The 20,801-nt window shown below is 57.7% G+C and carries 20 protein-coding genes; 9 read left to right on the forward strand and 11 right to left on the reverse strand.

Annotation, left to right across the window (positions count from 1 at the left end):
* Positions 1-36 precede the first annotated feature (36 nt).
* The 8 genes from C7964_RS09015 to C7964_RS09050 all read right to left on the reverse strand — a co-directional run bounded on the left by C7964_RS09015 (position 37) and on the right by C7964_RS09050 (position 9,293).
* Positions 37-1,536: a mannitol dehydrogenase family protein gene (locus tag C7964_RS09015; RefSeq protein ID WP_110279307.1), complete on the reverse strand. Its 1,500-nt coding sequence runs from the start codon at positions 1,534-1,536 to the stop codon at positions 37-39.
* Positions 1,536-2,306 (reverse strand): L-iditol 2-dehydrogenase, encoded by a 771-nt coding sequence (locus tag C7964_RS09020; RefSeq protein WP_110279308.1) that lies wholly within the window; start codon positions 2,304-2,306, stop codon positions 1,536-1,538. The genes C7964_RS09015 and C7964_RS09020 overlap by 1 nt, the downstream gene beginning before the upstream one ends.
* Positions 2,303-3,307, reverse strand: coding sequence for an ABC transporter ATP-binding protein (locus C7964_RS09025; protein WP_110279309.1), 1,005 nt, complete (start codon positions 3,305-3,307; stop codon positions 2,303-2,305). The genes C7964_RS09020 and C7964_RS09025 overlap by 4 nt, the downstream gene beginning before the upstream one ends.
* A gap of 12 nt (positions 3,308-3,319) precedes the next feature.
* Positions 3,320-4,150 (reverse strand): carbohydrate ABC transporter permease, encoded by an 831-nt coding sequence (locus C7964_RS09030; protein ID WP_110279310.1) that lies wholly within the window; start codon positions 4,148-4,150, stop codon positions 3,320-3,322.
* A 4-nt stretch (positions 4,151-4,154) separates the two neighbouring features.
* Positions 4,155-5,018, reverse strand: coding sequence for a carbohydrate ABC transporter permease (locus tag C7964_RS09035; protein WP_110279311.1), 864 nt, complete (start codon positions 5,016-5,018; stop codon positions 4,155-4,157).
* A 127-nt stretch (positions 5,019-5,145) separates the two neighbouring features.
* Positions 5,146-6,459, reverse strand: a complete 1,314-nt coding sequence (locus C7964_RS09040) for an ABC transporter substrate-binding protein (protein ID WP_055291981.1) — start codon at positions 6,457-6,459, stop codon at positions 5,146-5,148.
* A gap of 95 nt (positions 6,460-6,554) precedes the next feature.
* On the reverse strand, positions 6,555-7,580 hold the full coding sequence (locus C7964_RS09045; RefSeq protein ID WP_110279312.1) for a LacI family DNA-binding transcriptional regulator: 1,026 nt from the start codon (positions 7,578-7,580) through the stop codon (positions 6,555-6,557).
* Positions 7,581-7,730: 150 nt separating this feature from the next.
* A complete protein-coding gene (locus tag C7964_RS09050) occupies positions 7,731-9,293 on the reverse strand; it encodes a bifunctional metallophosphatase/5'-nucleotidase (RefSeq protein ID WP_110279313.1) in 1,563 nt (520 codons plus the stop codon).
* Positions 9,294-9,444: 151 nt separating this feature from the next.
* On the opposite strand from C7964_RS09050, the gene C7964_RS09055 reads away from it, so the two are divergent.
* Positions 9,445-9,774 carry a DUF952 domain-containing protein gene (locus C7964_RS09055; protein ID WP_110279314.1) on the forward strand — a complete coding sequence of 110 codons (330 nt, stop codon included), beginning with the start codon at positions 9,445-9,447 and terminating at the stop codon, positions 9,772-9,774.
* Positions 9,774-10,826 carry a quinone-dependent dihydroorotate dehydrogenase gene (locus tag C7964_RS09060; protein ID WP_110279315.1) on the forward strand — a complete coding sequence of 351 codons (1,053 nt, stop codon included), beginning with the start codon at positions 9,774-9,776 and terminating at the stop codon, positions 10,824-10,826. The genes C7964_RS09055 and C7964_RS09060 overlap by 1 nt, the downstream gene beginning before the upstream one ends.
* On the opposite strand, the gene C7964_RS09065 is transcribed toward C7964_RS09060, so the two are convergent.
* From C7964_RS09065 to C7964_RS09075, 3 genes are read right to left on the reverse strand one after another with little or no spacing between them, the layout of a single operon-like run.
* Positions 10,803-12,140 carry an MATE family efflux transporter gene (locus C7964_RS09065; RefSeq protein ID WP_110279316.1) on the reverse strand — a complete coding sequence of 446 codons (1,338 nt, stop codon included), beginning with the start codon at positions 12,138-12,140 and terminating at the stop codon, positions 10,803-10,805. The genes C7964_RS09060 and C7964_RS09065 overlap by 24 nt on opposite strands.
* The gene (locus tag C7964_RS09070; protein ID WP_110279317.1) at positions 12,133-12,627 is read right to left on the reverse strand and encodes a PaaI family thioesterase; all 495 of its coding nucleotides are present in this window, start codon (positions 12,625-12,627) and stop codon (positions 12,133-12,135) included. The genes C7964_RS09065 and C7964_RS09070 overlap by 8 nt, the downstream gene beginning before the upstream one ends.
* Positions 12,624-13,064 (reverse strand): PaaI family thioesterase, encoded by a 441-nt coding sequence (locus tag C7964_RS09075; RefSeq protein WP_110279318.1) that lies wholly within the window; start codon positions 13,062-13,064, stop codon positions 12,624-12,626. Before C7964_RS09075 ends, C7964_RS09070 begins: the two co-directional genes overlap by 4 nt.
* A 133-nt stretch (positions 13,065-13,197) precedes the next feature.
* Between C7964_RS09075 and C7964_RS09080 the strand changes: the two genes are divergently transcribed.
* The 7 genes from C7964_RS09080 (at position 13,198) to C7964_RS09110 (ending at position 20,677) form a co-directional block, all read left to right on the forward strand.
* Entirely contained in the window at positions 13,198-13,566 is a 369-nt protein-coding gene (locus C7964_RS09080; protein WP_110279319.1) for a MerR family transcriptional regulator, read from the forward strand.
* A gap of 241 nt (positions 13,567-13,807) precedes the next feature.
* Positions 13,808-14,209: a MerR family transcriptional regulator gene (locus C7964_RS09085; RefSeq protein WP_055291968.1), complete on the forward strand. Its 402-nt coding sequence runs from the start codon at positions 13,808-13,810 to the stop codon at positions 14,207-14,209.
* A gap of 41 nt (positions 14,210-14,250) precedes the next feature.
* Positions 14,251-16,026, forward strand: coding sequence for an acyl-CoA dehydrogenase C-terminal domain-containing protein (locus C7964_RS09090; RefSeq protein ID WP_110279320.1), 1,776 nt, complete (start codon positions 14,251-14,253; stop codon positions 16,024-16,026).
* 90 nt (positions 16,027-16,116) lie between these two features.
* A complete protein-coding gene (locus C7964_RS09095; RefSeq protein ID WP_110279476.1) occupies positions 16,117-16,746 on the forward strand; it encodes a glutathione S-transferase family protein in 630 nt (209 codons plus the stop codon).
* A 12-nt stretch (positions 16,747-16,758) separates the two neighbouring features.
* Positions 16,759-17,970, forward strand: coding sequence for an acetyl-CoA C-acetyltransferase (locus C7964_RS09100; protein WP_055291963.1), 1,212 nt, complete (start codon positions 16,759-16,761; stop codon positions 17,968-17,970).
* A gap of 3 nt (positions 17,971-17,973) precedes the next feature.
* Positions 17,974-18,456, forward strand: coding sequence for a hypothetical protein (locus C7964_RS09105; protein ID WP_110279321.1), 483 nt, complete (start codon positions 17,974-17,976; stop codon positions 18,454-18,456).
* Between the two features lie 22 nt (positions 18,457-18,478).
* Positions 18,479-20,677 carry a 3-hydroxyacyl-CoA dehydrogenase NAD-binding domain-containing protein gene (locus C7964_RS09110; RefSeq protein ID WP_110279322.1) on the forward strand — a complete coding sequence of 733 codons (2,199 nt, stop codon included), beginning with the start codon at positions 18,479-18,481 and terminating at the stop codon, positions 20,675-20,677.
* Positions 20,678-20,801 lie beyond the last annotated feature (124 nt).

The raw sequence follows: 20,801 nt of genomic DNA on the forward strand, positions 1-20,801 counted from the left end.
CCGAAGCTCCATCATCGTGATGCAAGAGAGGAAAATCTAGCCCGCAACCGTGAGATAGGCGCGGATCGTTGCCGTCGTGCCTTTTGTCCAGAGCATGTCGAGCCACGCCGCAAAGGCATCGGCGAAACGTGCCTCATGACCGAGTGTGCCGTAATACTTTGTCTGCTTGAGCCACAGCGCCGGATTTTCGCGCGCATATTGCGCCAATGACTGTAACGTATCCCAATTGGGATCATTCGGCGCAATCTCGCTGCCATCTTCGCGCAGGCCTGCACACATGCGCGCCCAGATTGCCTCAACCAATGCAAGCCCTGCAACAGGCGTGCCCGCCGCCAATCCGTCCTGAATGGACGGGATCAGGAATCCGGGGTGCCGCGATGAGCCGTCAAAGGCCACACGCCGCGTCGTGTCGACGATCCGTGTGTTGGAGAACCGGCGCGAAATCAGATCAACATAGGCATTGGGTTCCATGCCGGGCACCGCTTTGAGGTGCGGCAGGATCTCTGAAGTAGCAACCTTTTCAAAGAGCGCACGGATATCGTCATTGGCCATACATCCCGAGATCGTCTCGATCGACAGCAACTCGCCCGCGTTCGCAATGATCTGGTGGCCGCCGTTCAGCACGCGGATCTTCATCGCCTCAAAGTCATGCACATCATCGGTGAAGGTCGCACCAACAAGGTCCCAATCGGGCCGGCCAGCGCAAAAATCATCCTCGATCACCCACTGGCGAAAGGTCTCGTGGGTCACAGGGCAGGCGTCATCAATGCCGAGGCTGCGCACGAGCGCAAGTTCATTCGGACCCGTCGCAGGCACGATGCAATCGACCATCGAGTTGGGGAAACTGGCGTTGTCATTGATCCAGTCCGCGAGGTCCGGATCAGAAAGGCGCGCCAAGGATACCACTGTTTGGCGCAGGATCGCGCCATTGCCTTGCAGGTTGTCGCAACACAGGCAGGTGAAAGGGCCAACCCCCGCGGCACGACGCTTTTTAAGGGCCGCGATCATCGCACCAAAGGCGGTGACGGGTGCGTCCGGCGTCTTTGCGTCATGCAGGATATCAGGGTGCTCGGCATCAAATCCCTTGGTGGCGGGATCCAGATAGTAACCACCTTCGGTGACGGTCAGCGCGACAATGCGGATTGCAGGGTCGGCCATTTGCGTAATCAGCGCGGCGTTGCTTTCCTCAACCGGCACGAAATCGATCATGGAACCGACAACCTCGGCTGTGCTGCCTGCCGGATCCAAGGCAATCAGTGTGGTCAGGTAATCCTGTGCGGCCAATCGTTCACGCTGCGCCGCGTCGCCAGCACGCACGCCAGCTCCGACAATCGCCCAGTCATGGGCCAGTCCCTTTTGCATCAGGCGATGCAAGTACCATGCCTGATGCCCCCGATGGAAATTGCCCAGACCGATATGGACGATCCCCGCCGTCAGCGCGGAGCGGTCGTAGGTTGGCCGCAAGATATCCTCAGGCAACTCTGCAAGCGTCTGATCACTCAGTTTCACCAGATCGGTTCTCTGCCGGATATTCATCAACTCATCCAATTCCCGCCATCGACGTTGTAAGTCTGCGCAACGATATAATTTGCCGCATCGCTGGCCAGAAAGACGGCCATCCCTGTCAGGTCCTCGGCAGTGCCCATCCGGCCAAAAGGTACCGCCTCGCCCACTTCTTTTTTCTTCTGCCCGGGGGCCTTGCCTTCGTATTTGGCAAAAAACGCATCCACCCCGTCCCAGTGTTCGCCGTCCACCACTCCGGGTGCGATGGCGTTGACGTTGATCCCGTGGGCGATCAGGTTTAGCCCTGCCGATTGCGTTAGGCTGATCACTGCTGCCTTGGATGCGCAGTAGACCGAAACAAGGGCTTCACCCCGCCTGCCTGCCTGTGACGCCATGTTGATGATGCGGCCCTTGATACCCCGTTCGATCATATGGGCTGCAACGGCCTGCATCGTGAACAGGGTGCCTCCGACATTGATGTCAAAGACACGCTGATAGTCGGCGCGCGTGATCTCTGAAATCGGGGCTGCCGTAAAAATCGCAGCGTTGTTGATCAGAATGTCGATCTGGCCCAGCCCCTCGGCGGCCTCGCCAACCGCCGCCTCAATGCTGGCTTGATCGGAAACATCCATCCTTACAGCCACAGCACCTTGGATCCCGGACGCCGCCTCCTGCGCCCGCGCCAGATCAATATCCGCAATCGCAACGCGCGCGCCTTCAGCCGTATAGGCCTTCGCGAAGGCAAGCCCGATGCCGCGGGCGGCCCCTGTAATCAGCGCAGTTTTACCGGCCAGTTGCATCAGTCAATCCGCAGACCTTGAGCATCAAAGCGGTGGAGTTCGTGCATCCGCGGATTCAGATGGATCGTGTCACCATGCGTCAGGTTGATGTCGCCAATTGCACGGACAGTGATCGTCTCTGTCAGACCAGTATTGTGGATATGGAAGAACGTATCAGAACCAAGGTGTTCGGCCACGCCGACAGAGCCCTGCCACATGCCGTCGCTTTCGACCACGTCGATATGCTCGGGGCGAATTCCGATCGTGGCCGCATCATGCTTGGCAGCCTCTTCGCCACCGATCAGGTTCATCTTGGGTGAGCCAATAAAGCCTGCCACAAAAGTGTTGCGCGGGCGGCGGTAGAGTTCGAGCGGAGAGCCGACCTGTTCGATCACACCGGCCTGCAAGACCACGATCTTGTCGGCCATTGTCATCGCTTCGACCTGATCGTGGGTCACGTAAACCATGGTCGTCTTGAGCTTTTTATGCAGCTCGGAGATTTCCATCCGCATGCCAACACGCAAAGCCGCATCAAGGTTGGACAAAGGTTCGTCGAACAGGAAGGCCGAAGGTTCGCGTACAATGGCACGGCCAATCGCCACGCGCTGACGCTGACCACCAGACAACTGCCCGGGACGCCGGTCGATATAATCGGCAAGGTTCAGCACCTCGGCTGCGGCATTCACGCGGCGGTCAATTTCGGCGGGGTCCATCTTGGCCATCCGCAACGGGAAAGCGATGTTCTTGCGCACCGACATATGCGGGTAAAGCGCATAGGACTGGAACACCATCGCAAGGCCGCGCTTGGCGGGTACCAGATCGGTGGCGTCTTTGCCGTCGATCTCGATATGGCCCGATGAGATGTCCTCAAGCCCTGCGATCAGCCGCAAAAGTGTGGATTTACCGCAGCCAGATGGGCCGACAAAGACCGTGAACTCGCCATCGTGGATGGTCAGATCAAGCGGTGGAATGACCTGTACGTCGCCAAAAGACTTGGTCACCTGCTTCAGTTCGATTTGTCCCATGTCTACAGTTCCTTATTTCACCGCGCCGAACGTCAGGCCGCGGACAAGTTGTTTCTGGCTGAACCAGCCAAGGATGAGGATCGGCGCAATCGCCATGGTCGAAGCCGCACTGAGCTTGGCAAAGAACAGACCCTCGGGGCTGGAATAGCTGGCGATAAAGGCGGTCAATGGTGCGGCGTTGACGGCTGTCAGGTTCAGGGTCCAGAAGGCCTCGTTCCATGCCAGAATGAAGTTGAGCAACATGGTCGACGCAATGCCCGGGATTGCCATTGGCGTGAGCACATAGAGCAGTTCCTGTGGCAAGGTTGCACCGTCCATGCGGGCCGCCTCAAGGATTTCGCCGGGAATTTCCTTGAAGTAGGTATAGAGCATCCAGACGATAATCGGCAGGTTGATCAGCATCAGGACAACCACCAGACCGGCACGGCTATCCAGAAGTCCCAGCTGGATGAACAGCAGGTAGATCGGATAAAGCACACCCACCGCAGGCAACATCTTGGTCGAGAGCATCCAGAGCAGGATGTCTTTCGTCCGCTTGGATGGCACAAACGCCATCGACCAGGCAGCGGGAACCGCAATCGCAACACCTATCAGCGTCGACAGACCCGCGATGATGATCGAGTTCCACAAGAAGCGGGCATAGTCCGAGCGCTCCAACACAACACGGTAGTTTTCGAGCGTCCAATCAAACCCGAGAAAGATCGGCGGCGCCGCAATCGCCTGTGCTTCGGTCTTGAAGCTGGTCAGGATCGTCCAGAGGATCGGAAAGAAGATCAGCAGGCCAATCGCCCATGCGGCGGTGGTGTTGAGAAGCTTCCGGCGGGGGGTAACAGAGCGTGCCATGATATTAGTCCAGGTTCTTACCGACGATCCGCATCAGGAAGATCGCGACGATGTTTGCAAGGATGATGGCGTAGACACCACCGGCGGAACCAAGACCCACGTTCTGGCTTTCCAGCACGCGTTGGAAGATGAGGTAGGACAGTGTCCGTGTTCCAAAAGCGCCCCCTGTGGTCACGAAAATCTCGGCAAAGATCGCAAGCAGGAAGATGGTCTGGATCAGGATCACAATCGTTATCGCGCGGCTGAGATGCGGCAGCACAAGGAACCAGAAACGTTTGTGCCAAGGCGCGCCATCCATTTCAGCGGCTTCGAGTTGTTCACTGTCAAGCGACTGGACCGCCGTCAGCAGGATGAGTGTGGCAAACGGCAGCCACTGCCAGCTGACGATCATGATGATCGAGGGCAAGGAGGCGTCCGATAGCCAACTGACAGGCTCGGCCCCGAAAAAGCGCCAGAGGTGCGAGAAAAGACCGTTCACAGGATCCATGAACATGTTCTTCCACACCAGCGCCGACACAGTCGGCATGACAAAGAATGGTGCGATGACAAGGATACGGACAACGCCCTGCCCCCAGATCGGCTGATCCAGCAAGAGCGCGATCAGGATGCCGAAGATTACTGTAATGGCCAAAACGCCGATAACGATAATCAGGGTGGTCTGGACCGAGGGCCAAAAGGCGCTCGAGGTCACAAAGCGGATGTAGTTGTCAAATCCGGCCCAGCCTTGGTCGCCGCCACGCAGCGGCAGATAGACACGGAAAGAGAACCACAAGGTCATGATGAGGGGAACCAACATCCAGCCCAAGAGCAGGATCACAGCGGGTGCCATCATTAGTCTGGCAGCGGATCGGGAAGCTTTGGTCGCCATTTGGATGCATCTCCTCTGGTCACAACCACGGAATAATTACGCGTTGTTGTCAGGTGAAAGTGTAAGTGCAGAAGGGTTTTGCACCAAGGGGCAGCTACGGGTACTGCCCCTTGGCCTGGGAGGAGTGCTAGCGGTAGCCAGCAGCTTCCATTGCTTCGTTGGTGATCGCCTGAGCTTTGGCGAGCGCCTCTTCGACAGTCTGCTGACCGGCATATGCGGCAGAGAATTCCTGGCTTACTTCCGACGCAATGCCTGCAAACTCCGGGATCGCAGCGAACTGAACACCAACATATGGGCTTGGCTCAACGGTCGAGTTGTTCGGATCAGCCGACAGGATCGAGTCCAGCGTCATCTGCGCGAAAGGCACCGCCTGGTAGTTGGGGTTTTCGTACAGGGATGTACGCGCACCGGGAGGAACGTTTGCCCAGCCTTCGTTGGCTGCAACCAGCTCGATGTAGTCCTTGGACGTGGCCCACTCGATGAACTGCTTGGCTTCTGCTTCCTGCTGTGTGCCCGCAGGAATTGCCAGCGCCCATGCCCAGAGCCAGTTGGAACGCTTGCCCAGACCGTTGTCAGGTGCCAGTGCGAAACCAACGCTGTCAGCAACAGTCGAGTCAGCGCCTGTCACGAAGGATGCCGCAACAGTCGCGTCAATCCACATGCCGCACTTGCCCTGGTTGAACAGCGACAGGTTTTCGTTAAAGCCGTTGGTCGCGTAACCGGCAGGGCCGCTTTCATCCATCATGCCCTTGAAGAAGTTCAGCGTGTTCGCCCAAGCTTCTGTGTCGAACTGTGCGTTCCAGTCCATGTCGAACCAGCGTGCGCCGAAAGAGTTGGACATTGCTGTGATGAAAGCACCGCCCTCACCCCAACCGGCCTTGCCGCGCAGGCAGATACCGTTGATTTCGGCGTCGCGGTCAGTCATCGCAGCCGCGGCTTCGCGGATGAATGTCCATGTCGGCGCAGTTGGCATTTCCAGGCCAGCGGCTTCCATCAGGTCTGTGCGATACATGACCATTGAGCTTTCGCCGTAGAATGGCGCTGCAAAAAGTGTCCCGTCATAGGAAAGACCGCCGGCCATCGCAGGCAGGATATCGGCCGCATCGTATTCTGCGGACAGATCATCCAGTGCAACCAGCCAGCCGTTTGCACCCCAGATCGGTGTTTCGTACATGCCGATAGTCATGATGTCGAACTGACCACCGTTTGTGGTGATGTCAGTTGTTACGCGCTGGCGCAGAACGTTTTCTTCCAGCGTCACCCATTCAACGGCGATCCCTGTTTCTGCAGTGAATTGATCGGTGTAACCCTGCATACGGATCATGTCGCCGTTGTTCACGGTCGCGATGGTGATCGTTGCGGAGTGTGCGTCTGCGAAAGCGCCGCCAGCTGTGACCAGCGTAAGCGCAGTGGCAGCACAAAGAGTGCTCTTCAAAGACATCCGGTGTTCCTCCCTATTGGATGTGATGAACCCACGCTAAGGGAAAGAACAACGCGCCGTCAACTAAATTTTTACGCGCGTAAAGTATTTAGAGGCTAGGCCGAGTCCCGCAGGACGAGCTTGCCCTCTATTCGCGTGCTTTTCCAAGGTGATACATCGCCGTCGATCGCCTCAAAAAGCGCCTCGGCGGCACGCTTCGAAACGGCGTCATAGTCATGTGAAATCGTCGTGAGCGGCGGGCAGGTATAGCGCGAATGCGGATGCCCGTCCTGCCCGGCCACACGAATCGTACAGTCAGGTCCGCGCCCCACACGGACGTTCCGTTCATAACAGGCCGTTAAAAGACCGATCGCCAAACGGTCATTGCTGCACAGGACCGTATTGGTGCCAAAGCTCCGGTTCGCCAAGGCATCATGCCCCCCCAGACGCCCGATCTCTTCAAAGCCCCAGCCTTCACCTTCAACCGAAATCACCTGCGGCGTATAGCCGAAGGTTTCCATGGCGGTCAGATAGGCTTGCCTGCGCCTGTGCGCGTTCGGGTTTGCCGGTGTCTTCATCTCGAAAAAGCAAGGGGGTTCGCCGGTGCGGCAGAGATAGTCCGTAATATGCGATGTAAACTGAAAGTTATCCGATCCCACAAAGGCCAGACCCAGCTGATCCACGCTACTGTCAAAAATCAAAGTCGGCACATCCCGACAGAATTTCTCCAAGGCGACGCGGTCCGATGCGCGCCCCAAGGGTGCCAATAGAACACCTGCCGGCTTCATCGACCGAAGGTTGTCAAGAACCTCGACTTCGAGAGCAGGATCGCCATGCGCGCTGAACAGCGTGGGCCGATAGCCCGCATCAAGACAGCGCTGTTCCAGGTTGCGCGCGATTTCGGCGAAATAAGGGTCTGTCAGCAATGGGACCACAATCCCGACATTCTTGGTCAGCTTGCGGTTCTGGTTCATCGCGAAAATATTGGGCCGGTAGTCGTATTTCTCAACCGCCGCTTCGATCTTGGCACGGGTCGATTGGCGCACGCTGTCGGGATTGTTGAAGAACTTTGACACCGTCGGCCGCGAAATACCGCTGACGGCTGAAAACTCTTCCATATTCTTGATCTTTTTCTCGGCCATCGCGACCCATCCTTTGTACCGAGCGCACTTTTCCATCGGAAACAATTTCTTTGCGCGCGTCAAGAATGAAGTTTGATTAATCTTTTACAAGCCGAAACAAAAAATGCGCCACGGTTTCCCGCGGCGCATCCGATGTTTCACCAAGTCAGCTTAGCGCATGGTAATGCGACCGTCCGTATAAGGCTGGTAGGGTGCGTTCGCGGCAAGGTACTCTGCCGTGACATCAGCCAGATCGGGGCCATAGTCATAGGCATTCATCGCATCCTCGAACATGCTGTAACCATCACCGCCATTGCGCACGTAGTTGTTTGAAACCACGCCGTAGGTTGCTGCCAGATCAATCGGCGCGCCACCGACCATCACGTCAGAAATACGCGAACCGGGCGCTGCAGCAGCATCAACCGTAAAGGACATGCCTGCGACCTGAGGGAAGCGGCCTGCACCCTCTTCAATCTGGCCAACACCGTTTTCAAGCGCCGCGACGATATCTGCGCCAGTCACCTGAAAGGTCGACAGCGTGTTCTGGAAAGGAAGCACCGACAGCACTTCGCCCATGGTCACTTCACCGGCGTCGATGGTTGCGCGCAGACCGCCACCGTTCTGGATTGCGATCTGGATACCCTGATCCTTGACACGATCAAGCATCGCATCCGCCACAAGGTTGCCCATCGGGCATTCCATCGCACGGCAGACTTCGCGGTCACCGGTGATCACATCTGCAGCCTCGGCGACAATGCGGGTCTTCATGACCTCGATAGGACCGGCCAGTTCGGCGACACGCGCAACTGCGGCTTCATCCTCAGCCACGCTGGCATCCAGCAGATATGTATCACCCGTCGCAGATGTCAGATTGCCGGCGTCGTCGAACACCAGTGTCAGATGACCAATGTATTTTGAATAGGCATAGGCCTGCACAACGGGCACGTCACCAACCATCGTCGGATAGGCCATCGCACCTTCTTCGGTGTTTGAAAACAGCGTGTGCGAGTGACCACCCACAACCGCATCAATGCCTGCAACACTTTCGGCAATCGCCATATCCTTAGTCACACCAACGTGGTTGAGCGCGATAATCTTGGTCACACCGTCCGCTTCCAGAGCCGCGACGTCCGCCGCAAGGCTCTCGGTCTCGGGTGTGAAAATCACGGCGTCCGACGGACTGGATGTTTCAGCCGTATCAACAGCCAGTGCCGAAATGATACCAATCCGCTCGCCACCGACTTCGAGAACGACGTGGTTGTCCACCTGCCCTGCCAGAATGTTCGAGCTTGAAACATCAATATTGCCCGAGATTACAGGGAAGGACACAGCGTCAGTCAGCTTGCGCAGACCTTCGTCACCGTCATCGAATTCGTGGTTGCCAACCGCCATGACATCATAGCCGATCAGTTCCATGAATTCAGCTTCCACATCCCCTTTGTAGGTCGTGTACATCAGGCTGCCCTGATACTGGTCGCCTGCATCAAGAAGAATGACGTTTTCGCCAGCCAACTCTTCGCGCAATTCGTTGATTTTCGTAATCACCCGCGCGATCCCGCCAAAGCATTCACCAGCCGCGTTATCTTCGGCACTACAGGTGGAATCGAAGCGGTTGATCGGCTCGATCCGGCTATGCAGGTCATTGGTGTGAATAACGTGCAAAGTATAATCAGCCATAGCTGTGCTTGCCATCATGGCCATGGCACAGGTCGTTGTCATGATACGTAACATCATAGGTCTAGGTCCCCCAAGGTTGGAATGTTGTCAGAGTGGCGAGGCGATTTGCGAGAGTCAAATTTAATAACTGCCTAGTTTAGTGGCCCTTGCGTCAACTGACTGTGCGTGGATGCTTGACCAACGCATGTGTAAAAGCCATGACACGCCCATGCTGATTTATAAAATATTCCGGGCCGATGAATGGGCCGCCCTGCAGGCCGCTGGCGAAACCGTCGGTGCACCAATTGATGTGGCAGATGGCTATATCCATTTCTCGACCGCTGCGACCGTGGCCGAGACGGCGGCCAAATACTTTTCCGGCGTTGAAGGGCTGGTGCTTTTGGCGGTCGAGGCCGACACGCTGGACCCGCTGAAATGGGAGCCCGCGCGCGAAGGTGTGCTCTTCCCACATCTTTACCGCAAACTGCGCATGGACGATGTGGTATGGAGCAAGCCACTGCCTGTGGTGGACGGCGTGCATCAGTTTCCGGAGCTGTGATGAAGGCGCTAGAACAAATCGGTCTGCCCGCGCTGCGCCTGCTTGACCCCGAGACAGCACATGGCCTCGCGCTCAAGGCGTTGAACGCCGGGCTTGGTCCGCGCAGCGGTCCCGTGACGTCCCCGCGATTGCGCACCACCTTGGCCGGACTGGACCTGCCGAACCCTGTCGGTCTTGCCGCCGGTTTTGACAAGAACGCCACCGCTTTGCACGCCCTGTCCAAAACCGGTTTTGGCTTTCTTGAGGTCGGCGCCGCAACCCCCCGCCCCCAGCCCGGCAACCCGAAACCGCGCCTCTTTCGCCTGACCCAGGATCAGGCCGCGATAAACCGCTTCGGGTTCAACAACGACGGGATGGAGGCGATTGCCGCCCGCCTTGCCCAGCGGCCTAAAGGTACCGTGATCGGCCTCAACCTTGGGGCCAACAAGGATAGTGCCGACAAGGCCGCAGATTTCGCAACGGTGCTGACGCGCTGCGGTCCGGTCGTGGACTTTGCGACTGTCAATGTCTCCTCGCCCAACACCGAAAAGCTGCGTGATCTGCAGGGCAAGGCCGCCCTTGCCGCGTTGCTGGACGGGGTGATGGAGGCACGCGCGGCATTGGTTGACCCGATCCCTGTATTCCTGAAAATCGCACCGGACCTCAGCGCCGATGAAATTGCCGAAGTGGCCGAGGTCGCAAATGCGTCAGGCATTGATGCGATCATCGCCACGAACACCACACTTGATCGCGCGGGTCTGCATGGGCCGCATAAGGCGGAAATGGGCGGGCTCTCCGGCCAACCGCTGTTTGAAAAATCCACGCGGGTGCTCGCGCAACTGGCAGGGCTGACGACACTGCCGATTATCGGTGTGGGCGGCGTTGGATCGGCGGAGCAGGCCTATCAGAAAATCCGCGCAGGAGCCTCTGCGGTGCAGCTTTACACAGCCCTTGTCTACAGCGGCATTTCCCTCGCAGGTGAGATCGCACAAGGCCTCGACACTCTGCTGCAACGTGATGGTTTCGCGACTGTCGCCGACGCTGTGGGATCAGGGCGCGGCGACTGGACTTGAGCGTGGCCTGTCGGCCTCGGCCTCGAGCGCGGGGTATCTCCACGCCAGCGTTGCACCGCGCACCACGAAATTGAGCAACAAGCCAATCCAGAGCCCGTGGTTTTGGAAAAGTGCCATCAGCGGCAACACCGTGGCGAAATAGACCAGCGCGGAAATCACCATCATGTTGCGCATGTCCTTGGTGCGGGTGGCACCGATGAAAATCCCGTCCAGCATCCATGCCGCGACGCCTACAATCGGGGCCAGCACCATATAGGGCAGGTAAATGCGCGCGACCTCGCGCACTTCGGGTGCAGTTGTCATGACATCAATCACCCGCCCGCCAAAGAGCGCGAAACTCAGCGCGAGGATTGCACAAACAATGCCGCCCCACAGACTGCTTAATAGCGCGCTGCGCCGCAACGCGGCCCGCACACGCGCGCCCAGCGCCTGACCGACGAGCGCCTCTGCAGAGAAAGCGAACCCGTCAAGCGCGTAGGCGGTGACCTGCAAAAACTGCATCAGGATCTGGTTGGCGGCCAATTGCACATCGCCAAAGTCCGCGCCGAAGAACAGGAAGCTCACAAAGATCGCCTGCAAAAGCACCGAGCGGATCAGGATGTCGGAGTTGACCAGCGCCATGTGCCGCAGCCGTATCAGATCGAACACCCGCGCCGCCGACAACCAGGCAGCACGCCCAAAGACACTGCGGCAAAACCACAGCCCCAACACCAGACCGCCCCATTCCGCTATGAACGTGGCCCAAGCCACCCCCTCAACACCCCAGCTCAGTTGCAGGCCAAGCCAGAAACTCAGGGCAATATTCGCTCCATTCATCCCCACCTGAATGACCAGCACCGCCCGCGTGCGTTCCTGCGCGATCAGCCAGCCGGTAATACCATAAAGCGCAATTGTGGCAGGGGCAGACCAGACGCGGATGACCATATAGTCGCGCGCCAAGGCTTCCACCTCGGCGCTTGCAGGGGATATCCAGAAGGCGGCGTTGAAAATCACCACCTGCGCGATGATCATGACAAGGCCCGCCGATATGCCGATCAAGAGCGCGCGCGACAAAAGCGCATCTACCTCATCCCTGTCCCCTGCCCCGCTTGCCTGAGATGTCAGGCCCGTAGTCCCCATGCGCAGGAAACCGAAAATCCAGTAGATCGCGGACAGGATAATCGCGCCGATGCCCACTGCGCCAATCGGTGCGGCCTCGCCCAACTGCCCGACAACAGCGGTATCGACCACACCGAGGATCGGGACCGTCGCATTCGACAGCACAATCGGCAAGGCAATTGCAAGCACCCGTTTGTGGGTGAGTGCGCTAGCCATCGCGTTCGGGCATCAGGAAATGACCCGTGGCAGAGGCAAAAAGACGACTGCGGTTATCCTGCCATGTTTCGACATGGACAGAGGCATAGCGCCGGCCCGAACGGTTGACACGCGCACGCGCATAGGCATCGCGCGGCAGACCCGACCGCAGATAATCGACGGTAAAGTCGATCGTCTTTGGCAGTTGAATGCGCGGCGCATCGTCCGTGTACTTGCCCGCCTCCATATCCTCCCAGATCATGGCCCAACTCAGTTCAACAATCGCGGTCACTTCCAGAAAGGCGGCCGTGACACCGCCGTGCAAGGCCGGCAACATCGGGTTGCCGATCAGTTTATCATCGTAGGGAAGAATAGCGGTCAGCTCATCGCCGCGCCGGTCAATCTTGATCCCCAGAAACTGGATATAGGGCACGCCTGCGACCAGCGTAGCAAGGGTCGCATCGCGGCGCTGTTTGATGACTTGCACGGGTTCAGGGCGACGGCTCATGATTTGCCCCTTTCAATCGTAAAGGCGCCCGTTGCCGTGGCGACCGGGCGCGAGGGGTCTGCATCCACAGCCGTGGCGCGCACAAAAGCAACCGAACGGGTCACGTGATAGCACTCTGCCGTCGCCGTGATCCGGTCACCGGGGGTGGCGGGGCGCATATAGTCGATGCGCAAATCCAGCGTCGCCGTCGCAAGTGCTGCCGCCGGATGCGCCATCACGGCCGCCCCTGCGCAGGTATCCATAAGCGCCGAAACAGCGCCTCCGTGGATGACCCCTGTTTCGGGATCACCGATGAAACGGGCATCATAATCCATGGCGATCACAGCCTTGCCGTCATCAATTTCGGTCACCTGCATGCCCAAGGCCTGGGCATGCGGGATTGCGGCAATAAACTGGCGGGCCAATTTATCGCGGCGGGTTTTCTGCGCATCAGACATGTGTGCTCCTGAAAGGTTCTTGAGATGGGTAACGCTGAATTGCGGTTTTGACCACCTCTACGCGCCTGGTGGCTAGCAATCCATATTGCCCCGTTTCTTTGTTGCCGCTACCATTGCGCCGAGGGAGAAGCAGATGTCCGAAACACGGCTGTCATTTAAAGAGATGTGCGCGAAATTCGACGTCACACCGCGCACTTTGCGATACTATGAGTATATCGAACTCTTGCGGCCCGAACGCGAAGGACGGTCGCGCTTTTATGGCGCAAAAGAACTTGCGCGCATGACACTGATCCTGCGCGGACGGCGGTTCGGCTTTTCGTTGGAGGATATCCGCCAATGGCTCTTGATCTACGAACATGAGGGCACCGAGGCGCAGATGCACGAATGGGTGACACTGGCGGACAAGCAACTGGTCGAGCTTGCCGAGCAGAAAAAGCAGCTTGAAGATACGATTGCCGAACTCAAGAACCTGCGGGACGAGACGGCAAAGACCCTCGGATAGGCGACAGCGCCCGTCAACGCGACTCAGCAACACCAGTAAAAATTACGGTTTAGAGGGAAAAACGCCGCGTTTTCCCCGTTTTTTTATTGCGCATCACCCAGCGTCACCTTTCCTGACCTTTCGTCAACCGAACCGTGACGCCACGTTACGTTTACGTGCGCGTCAACTTTACTTGTATGCTGTCTATATCCTTTGCAGTTGCGTGGCATTCGTTAACCCCATGCACAGAAAGATATGAGTGATGACGACCGATACATTGAATATCCGTCAGATGTGTGACGCCTTTGATGTCACACCACGCACGCTTCGTTTTTACGAAGCCAAAGAACTGCTTTTTCCAATTCGGGAAGGCCAGCGCCGCCTTTTCACCAAACGCGACCGCGCGCGCCTGAAGTTGATTTTGCGCGGCAAACGCTTTGGCTTCTCGTTGGAAGAAATCCGCCAATTGCTTGACCTCTACCACATGGACGACGGGCAAGAAGCGCAACTGTCAAAGACCTACGTTCTTGCTGAACGCCACCTTGCCGACATGGAGGCCCAGAAGGCCGAGTTGGAAGAGGCGATTGGCGAGTTGAAAGAACAGATGGCGTGGGGCGCTGAAAAGCTTGCCCAACTGGCCAAAGAAAAAACGGCTGCTGCCTGACACCTAGGTGAAGCCCCAAAACGACCAACCGGAGACTACAGATGCCAAGCTACAATGCACCCACCAAAGACATCCAGTTTGTACTGCATGACCTGTTGAAAGTCAGTGAACAGGACATTCCGGGTTTCGAGGACCTTGACCGCGACTTTACCGCCGCTGTGGTCGAAGAGGCGGGCAAAGTGGCCTCTGAAGTGCTGCATCCGCTGAACGTGGTCGGCGACAAAGAGGGCTGTGTGCTGGAAAACGGTGTTGTACGCACGCCAACCGGTTTCAAGGAAGCATTCCAGCAGATGAAAGACGGCGGCTGGACCGCGATGGACTGTGACCCCGAGTATGGCGGTCAGGGCCTTCCTTATGTCATGCACACAGCGGCACAGGAGCCTTTTGTGTCCGCGAATATGGCGTTCAACATGTATCAGGGCCTGACACACGGCGCCTATTCCGCGATCTATGCGCACGGGTCTGACGCGCAAAAGCAGACCTACCTGCCAAAGCTGACCACTTGCGAGTGGACCGGCACAATGAACCTGACCGAACCGCACTGCGGCACCGATCTGGGCCTGATGCGCACCAAGGCTGTGCCGAACGGTGACGGGTCTTACAAAATCTCTGGCCAGAAGATCTTTATCTCGGCTGGTGAGCACGACATGGCGGAAAACATCATCCACCTTGTTCTTGCAAAAATTCAGGGCGGGCCTGAGGGCATCAAAGGTGTGTCGCTTTTCATCGTGCCAAAGTTCATGGTCAACGATGATGGCTCGCTGGGTGCGCGCAACGGCGTGTCCGTGGGCAAGATCGAAGAAAAGATGGGCATCCATGGCAACTCGACCTGCGTGATGAACTATGACGAGGCGACCGGTTTCCTTGTTGGTGAGGAACACAAGGGCATGCGCGCTATGTTCACCATGATGAACGAAGCGCGTCTGGGCGTGGGCCTGCAAGGTTATGCGCAAGCGGAAGCGGCCTATCAGAATGCGGTTGCCTATGCCAACGACCGCTTGCAAGGGCGCGATGTGACCGGTGCCAAGAACCCTGACGGCCCCGCCGATCCGCTGATCGTGCACCCTGATATTCGCCGTAACCTGATGGACCAGAAGTCCTTTGTAGAAGGTGCACGCGCATTCACATTCTGGGGGGCCTACCTGATCGACCGGGCCCACAAAAACCAGGACAAAGACGCCGATGGCCTGATTTCTCTCATGACGCCTGTGATCAAAGGCTTCCTGACCGACAAGGGCTTTGAATACGCGACAGCCGCACAGCAGGTGTACGGCGGCCACGGCTACATCGAAGAATGGGGCATGTCCCAATACGCCCGTGATGCGCGGATCGCGATGATCTATGAAGGCGCGAACGGCGTGCAGGCGCTTGACCTCGTGGGTCGCAAGCTGGCGCTGGATGGCGGCAAGCATGTGATGGCCTTCTTTGAGATGGTCAAAACCTTCATCAAGGAAAACGAAGGCAATGAGGCCCTGAACAAGGACTTCTTGGTTCCACTCAAAGCGGCGTCAAAGGATTTGCAAGCTGCCGGCATGTACTTCATGCAAAACGCGACCAAGCCGAACAACGCGCTGTCAGGGTCATATGACTTCATGCACATGATGGGCCACGTCTGCCTTGGCCTGATGTGGGCGCGCATGGCGAAAGCGGCAATGGAAGCACTTGAAAGCGGCGCATCCGACACCGCGTTCTATGAAACCAAGATCGCGACCGGCCGCTACTATATGGCCCGCCAACTGCCTGCCACTGCGATGCACCTCGCACGCATCAACACCGGCGGCGAGACTGTCATGGCGTTAGAAGCTGCAAACTTCTAGGCTCGACAAAGGCGCGTCGCTTTTGACGCGCCTTTGTCCGCTGCGGAAACAACCGTAGCCGCGATCGGGTTGGGAGGCCTGCACGACATGATGAAATTGCACTGCTTTGGCGAAAGTGGCCATTCCTACAAGGTCGCGATGGCGCTCTCGATGATGGATGTCGAGTGGGAGCCGGTTTTCGTCGACTTCTTCAAAGGCGAAAGCCGCAGCCCGGAATACCGCGAACTCAACATTATGGGCGAAGCGCCCGTGCTGGAAGACGGTGAACTGACCCTGACGCAATCGGGCGTGATCCTTGATTACCTCAGCTCAAAGACAGGCAAAATGGGCGGCCGTTCCGCTGATGCACGCCGTGAAGTGCTGCGGTGGATGTTCTTTGACAACCACAAAGTCTCGAGCATTGCAGGCATTCTGCGGTTCCAAATGAACTATCTGCCGGAAGAGAAACGCAATGCCGATGTCATCGCCTTTCTGGCGGGGCGTCTGGCCGGCGCACTCAAAACGCTTGACGACCAGTTGAGCAATCACGCGTGGCTTGCCGGTGATGACATCACCGTCGCCGACCTGAGTTGCGCAGGCTACCTGTTTTACCCCGAGCCGTTCACATTTGACCGTGCCGATTACCCCAATATCAACCGCTGGCTTGATGCCATCGCCGCCCAGCCCGGTTGGAAACCACCTTATGAATTGATGCAGCGCGCCTTTCCTGCGCCTGCGTAACCGGAGGACACTATGACCGAAGCCTATATCTATGATGCCATCCGCACCCCGCGCGGCAAGGGCCGCAAGGACGGCAGCCTGCACGAGGTGACATCCGCGCGCCTGTCCGCGGGCGTGTTGAATGCGCTGAAAGAGCGTAACAACCTCGAAGGTCACGCCGTTGAAGATGTGATCTGGGGCAACGTCACGCAAGTTGGCGAACAGGGCGGCTGCCTTGCGCGCACGGCCGTGCTGGCATCGGATCTGGATCAGTCCATCCCCGGCCTCGCGATCAACCGGTTCTGTGCCTCGGGCATGGAAGCGGTGAACCTTGCCGCCAATCAGGTGAAGGGCGGTGCAGGTCAGGCCTATATCGCGGGCGGCGTTGAAATGATGGGCCGTGTTGCCATGGGTTCGGATGGCGCGGCCATTGCCGTTGATCCGTCGATTGCAATGGAGACGTATTTTGTCCCGCAAGGCATCTCTGCCGATATCATCGCCACCGAATATGGATTCAGCCGTGATGATGCCGACCAGCTTGCGATGGAAAGCCAGAAGCGCGCGAAAGCCGCTTGGGACGACAAGCGCTTTGATAAATCCGTCGTCACTGTGCGCGATATCAACGGTTTGGCCATTCTGGATCACGACGAATACATGCGCCCCGAGACGAACATGCAAACACTGGGTTCACTGAACCCTGCGTTTCAGGCCATGGGCGAAGTCATGCCCGGCTTCGACAAGGTTGCGTTGATGAAGTACCCGCATCTGGAGCGGATCAACCACATCCACCATGCGGGCAACTCTTCGGGGATCGTGGACGGCGCCGCTGGTGTTCTGATCGGGTCCAAGGAATGGGGCGAGGCGATGGGCCTCAAACCGCGCGCGCGGATCAAGGCGACTGCCAAGATCGGGACCGATCCAACGATCATGCTGACCGGGCCTGTTCCTGTGACCGAAAAAATCCTCAAGGATTCCGGCATGAGCATCAGCGACATTGATCTTTTCGAGGTCAACGAAGCTTTCGCTTCGGTCGTGCTGCGCTTCATGCAGGCCTTTGATGTGGACAACAGCAAGGTCAACGTCAACGGCGGTTCCATCGCGATGGGTCACCCGCTGGGCGCGACCGGTGCGATCATCATCGGCACATTGCTGGACGAACTGGAGCGCACGGGCCAAGGCACAGGCCTTGCCACCCTTTGCATCGCATCCGGCATGGGGGCCGCGACGATTATCGAGCGGGTATAAGCAATGGCGTCAGAAATCACCGAAGAAATGGCAGTCGAAATTTACCAGCACCTGCTGGACAAAATCTGCGCTGCCTATTTCGAGAATGATTTCGACGCTTTTCAGAACGCCTTACATGTCCCCCATCGATACAGCACCAAGGGAAATGAGCAGCTGATCACGACCTGTGCCCAGATGAAAGAGGCCTTTGACGCGTTTCGCGGTTACCTGAAAGGGCTTGGTGTGACCGATTTCATCCGGATCTGCACCGGTGCTGCGGTATTGACGCCAACTAAAATCATCGCGTCACACACCACCGAGTTATTGCGCAACGGCAACCGGTTGCGTGATCCCTATGAGGTCTGGGCAACCTTGGAATTCATCGAAGGTACATGGCGGGTCACATCGTCCGAGAATGCCATCAACGATACCTCGTGGCAGGCGATGGCCTTTCGCCAAGGCGCCACACTCAAAGATACACCGCGCCCGGCGCGGACTGAACAATAACCTCCCGGATTTGGAGAATGAAATGACCGACTTTACCATGACCACTGACGCCGATGGCGTCGCAACGATTGTCTGGGACACGCAAGGCAAATCCATGAACGTGATGAACCAGCAAGGGTTCACCGATCTGGACGCACTGATTGATCAGGCGCTTGCAGATGACGGCATCAAGGGTGTCATCATCACATCCGGCAAGGAGGGCTCTTTTGCGGGCGGTATGGACCTGAACATCATCGCCAAGATGAAAGACAGCGCAGGAGACGATCCTGCGCGCGGCCTGTTTGACGGCCTGATGGGGATGCACGCGATCCTGCGCAAGATCGAACGCGCAGGCATGGACCCCAAGACAAATAAAGGCGGCAAGCCCATAGCAGCCGCCCTGCCCGGCACAGCCCTTGGCATCGGCCTTGAAGTGCCGCTGGCTTGTCACCGCATTTTTGCTGCCGACAACCCCAAGGCCAAGATCGGCCTGCCGGAAATCATGGTCGGTATTTTCCCCGGTGCTGGCGGCACGACACGTCTGTCGCGTAAGCTGGGCGCAATGGGCGCATCGCCGCTCTTGCTTGAGGGCAAACTGAACGACCCGCAAAAGGCAAAAGCGGCTGGCGTGATTGACGAGGTGGTTCCTGCGGGCGAACTGCTGTCCGCTGCGAAAGCATGGGTTCTTTCCGAGCCGAATATCGTCAAACCATGGGATGAAAAGGGCTATAAAATGCCTGGCGGCGCACCATACCACCCTGCCGGTTTCATGACCTTCGTGGGCGCATCGGCAATGGTCAACGGCAAGACCCAGGGCGTTTACCCTGCGGCCAAGGCCCTGCTGTCGGCTGTCTATGAAGGGGCGCTGGTACCTTTTGACACGGCCCTGAAAATCGAAGCGCGCTGGTTCACAAATGTCCTGATGAACCCCTCGTCCTCAGCCATGATCCGCAGCCTTTTCATCAACAAGGAAGCTTTGGAAAAAGGTGCCAACCGTCCCGAAGCCCCCGACCAGAAGGTCAAAAAAGTGGGCGTCATCGGCGCGGGCATGATGGGTGCGGGCATTGCGCTGGTCTCGGCGCTGGCTGGCATCGAAGTTGTCCTGATCGACAGTACGCAAGAGGCCGCAGACAAGGGCAAGTCTTATACCGAGGCACATCTCGACAAAGGCATGGCCCGCAAGAAAGTGACCCAAGAGAAGAAAGACGCCGTCCTTGGCCTGATCAATGCCACCACCGATTATGACGCGCTCAAGGGCTGCGATCTGATCGTGGAGGCGGTGTTCGAAGACGTGGGTGTCAAAGCAGAAGTCACAGCCAAGGTGCAAGCCGTAACCGGCCCTGACTGCATCTTCGCAACCAACACATCGACCCTGCCGATCACCGAACTGGCTAAGGCATCGAAGGATGCCGAGAAATTTATCGGCATCCATTTCTTCAGCCCTGTGGACAAGATGCTGCTGGTCGAGATCATCAAGGGTAAAGAGACCGGAGACGTGGCAGTAGCAAAGGCGCTCGACTATGTGCGCCAGATCAAGAAGACCCCGATCGTCGTCAATGACGAACGGTTCTTCTACGCCAACCGCTGCATCATTCCCTACATCAACGAAGGTATTCGGATGGTGAAGGAAGGGGTGGAACCGGCCCTGATCGAAAATGCCGCCAAACTGGTCGGCATGCCGCTAGGACCGCTGCAACTGGTCGATGAAACCTCTGTCGATCTGGGCGTGAAGATCGCCAAGGCGACCAAAGCCGCGATGGGCGATGCCTATCCTGATGGTGAGGTGGACGAGGTGCTGTTCTGGATGTTTGATCAGAACCGTCTGGGCCGCAAATCCAACGCGGGCTTCTACAGCTACGACGACAAGGGCAAACGTCTGGGTCTGTGGGATGGGCTTGGCGCACAGTACCCTGTAGCCGATGAACAGCCTGACCTGATCACGGTCCAGCACCGCCTGCTGTTCGCACAGGTCCTCGAAGCGGTCCGCGCGTTGGAAGAAGGCGTTCTCGAGGACATCCGCGAAGGCGACGTCGGCGCGATTTTGGGCTGGGGCTTTGCACCATGGTCGGGTGGCCCGTTCAGCTGGCTGGATATCATCGGCGCGCCTTATGCCGCGGAGCGGTGTGATCAACTGACCGAAGAATTCGGCGCACGTTTCACAACACCTGCTCTTTTGCGTGAAATGGCTGATAAAGGGCAAGAGTTCTACAAGCGCTTCAGCGCAGCAGCCCAAGCGGCCTGAACGATTATGGCGCACCCCACCCATGGGGTGCGCCATAGTATTTTTCTATCATAATCAATGCTTTGAATTGCGTATTTCAAGGCGAGAGTTTCGACACACAGCGCTGCCTTCAAATTTATATTTA

The organism is Loktanella sp. PT4BL, from assembly GCF_003201935.1.
Classification (GTDB): Bacteria; Pseudomonadota; Alphaproteobacteria; order Rhodobacterales; family Rhodobacteraceae; genus Yoonia.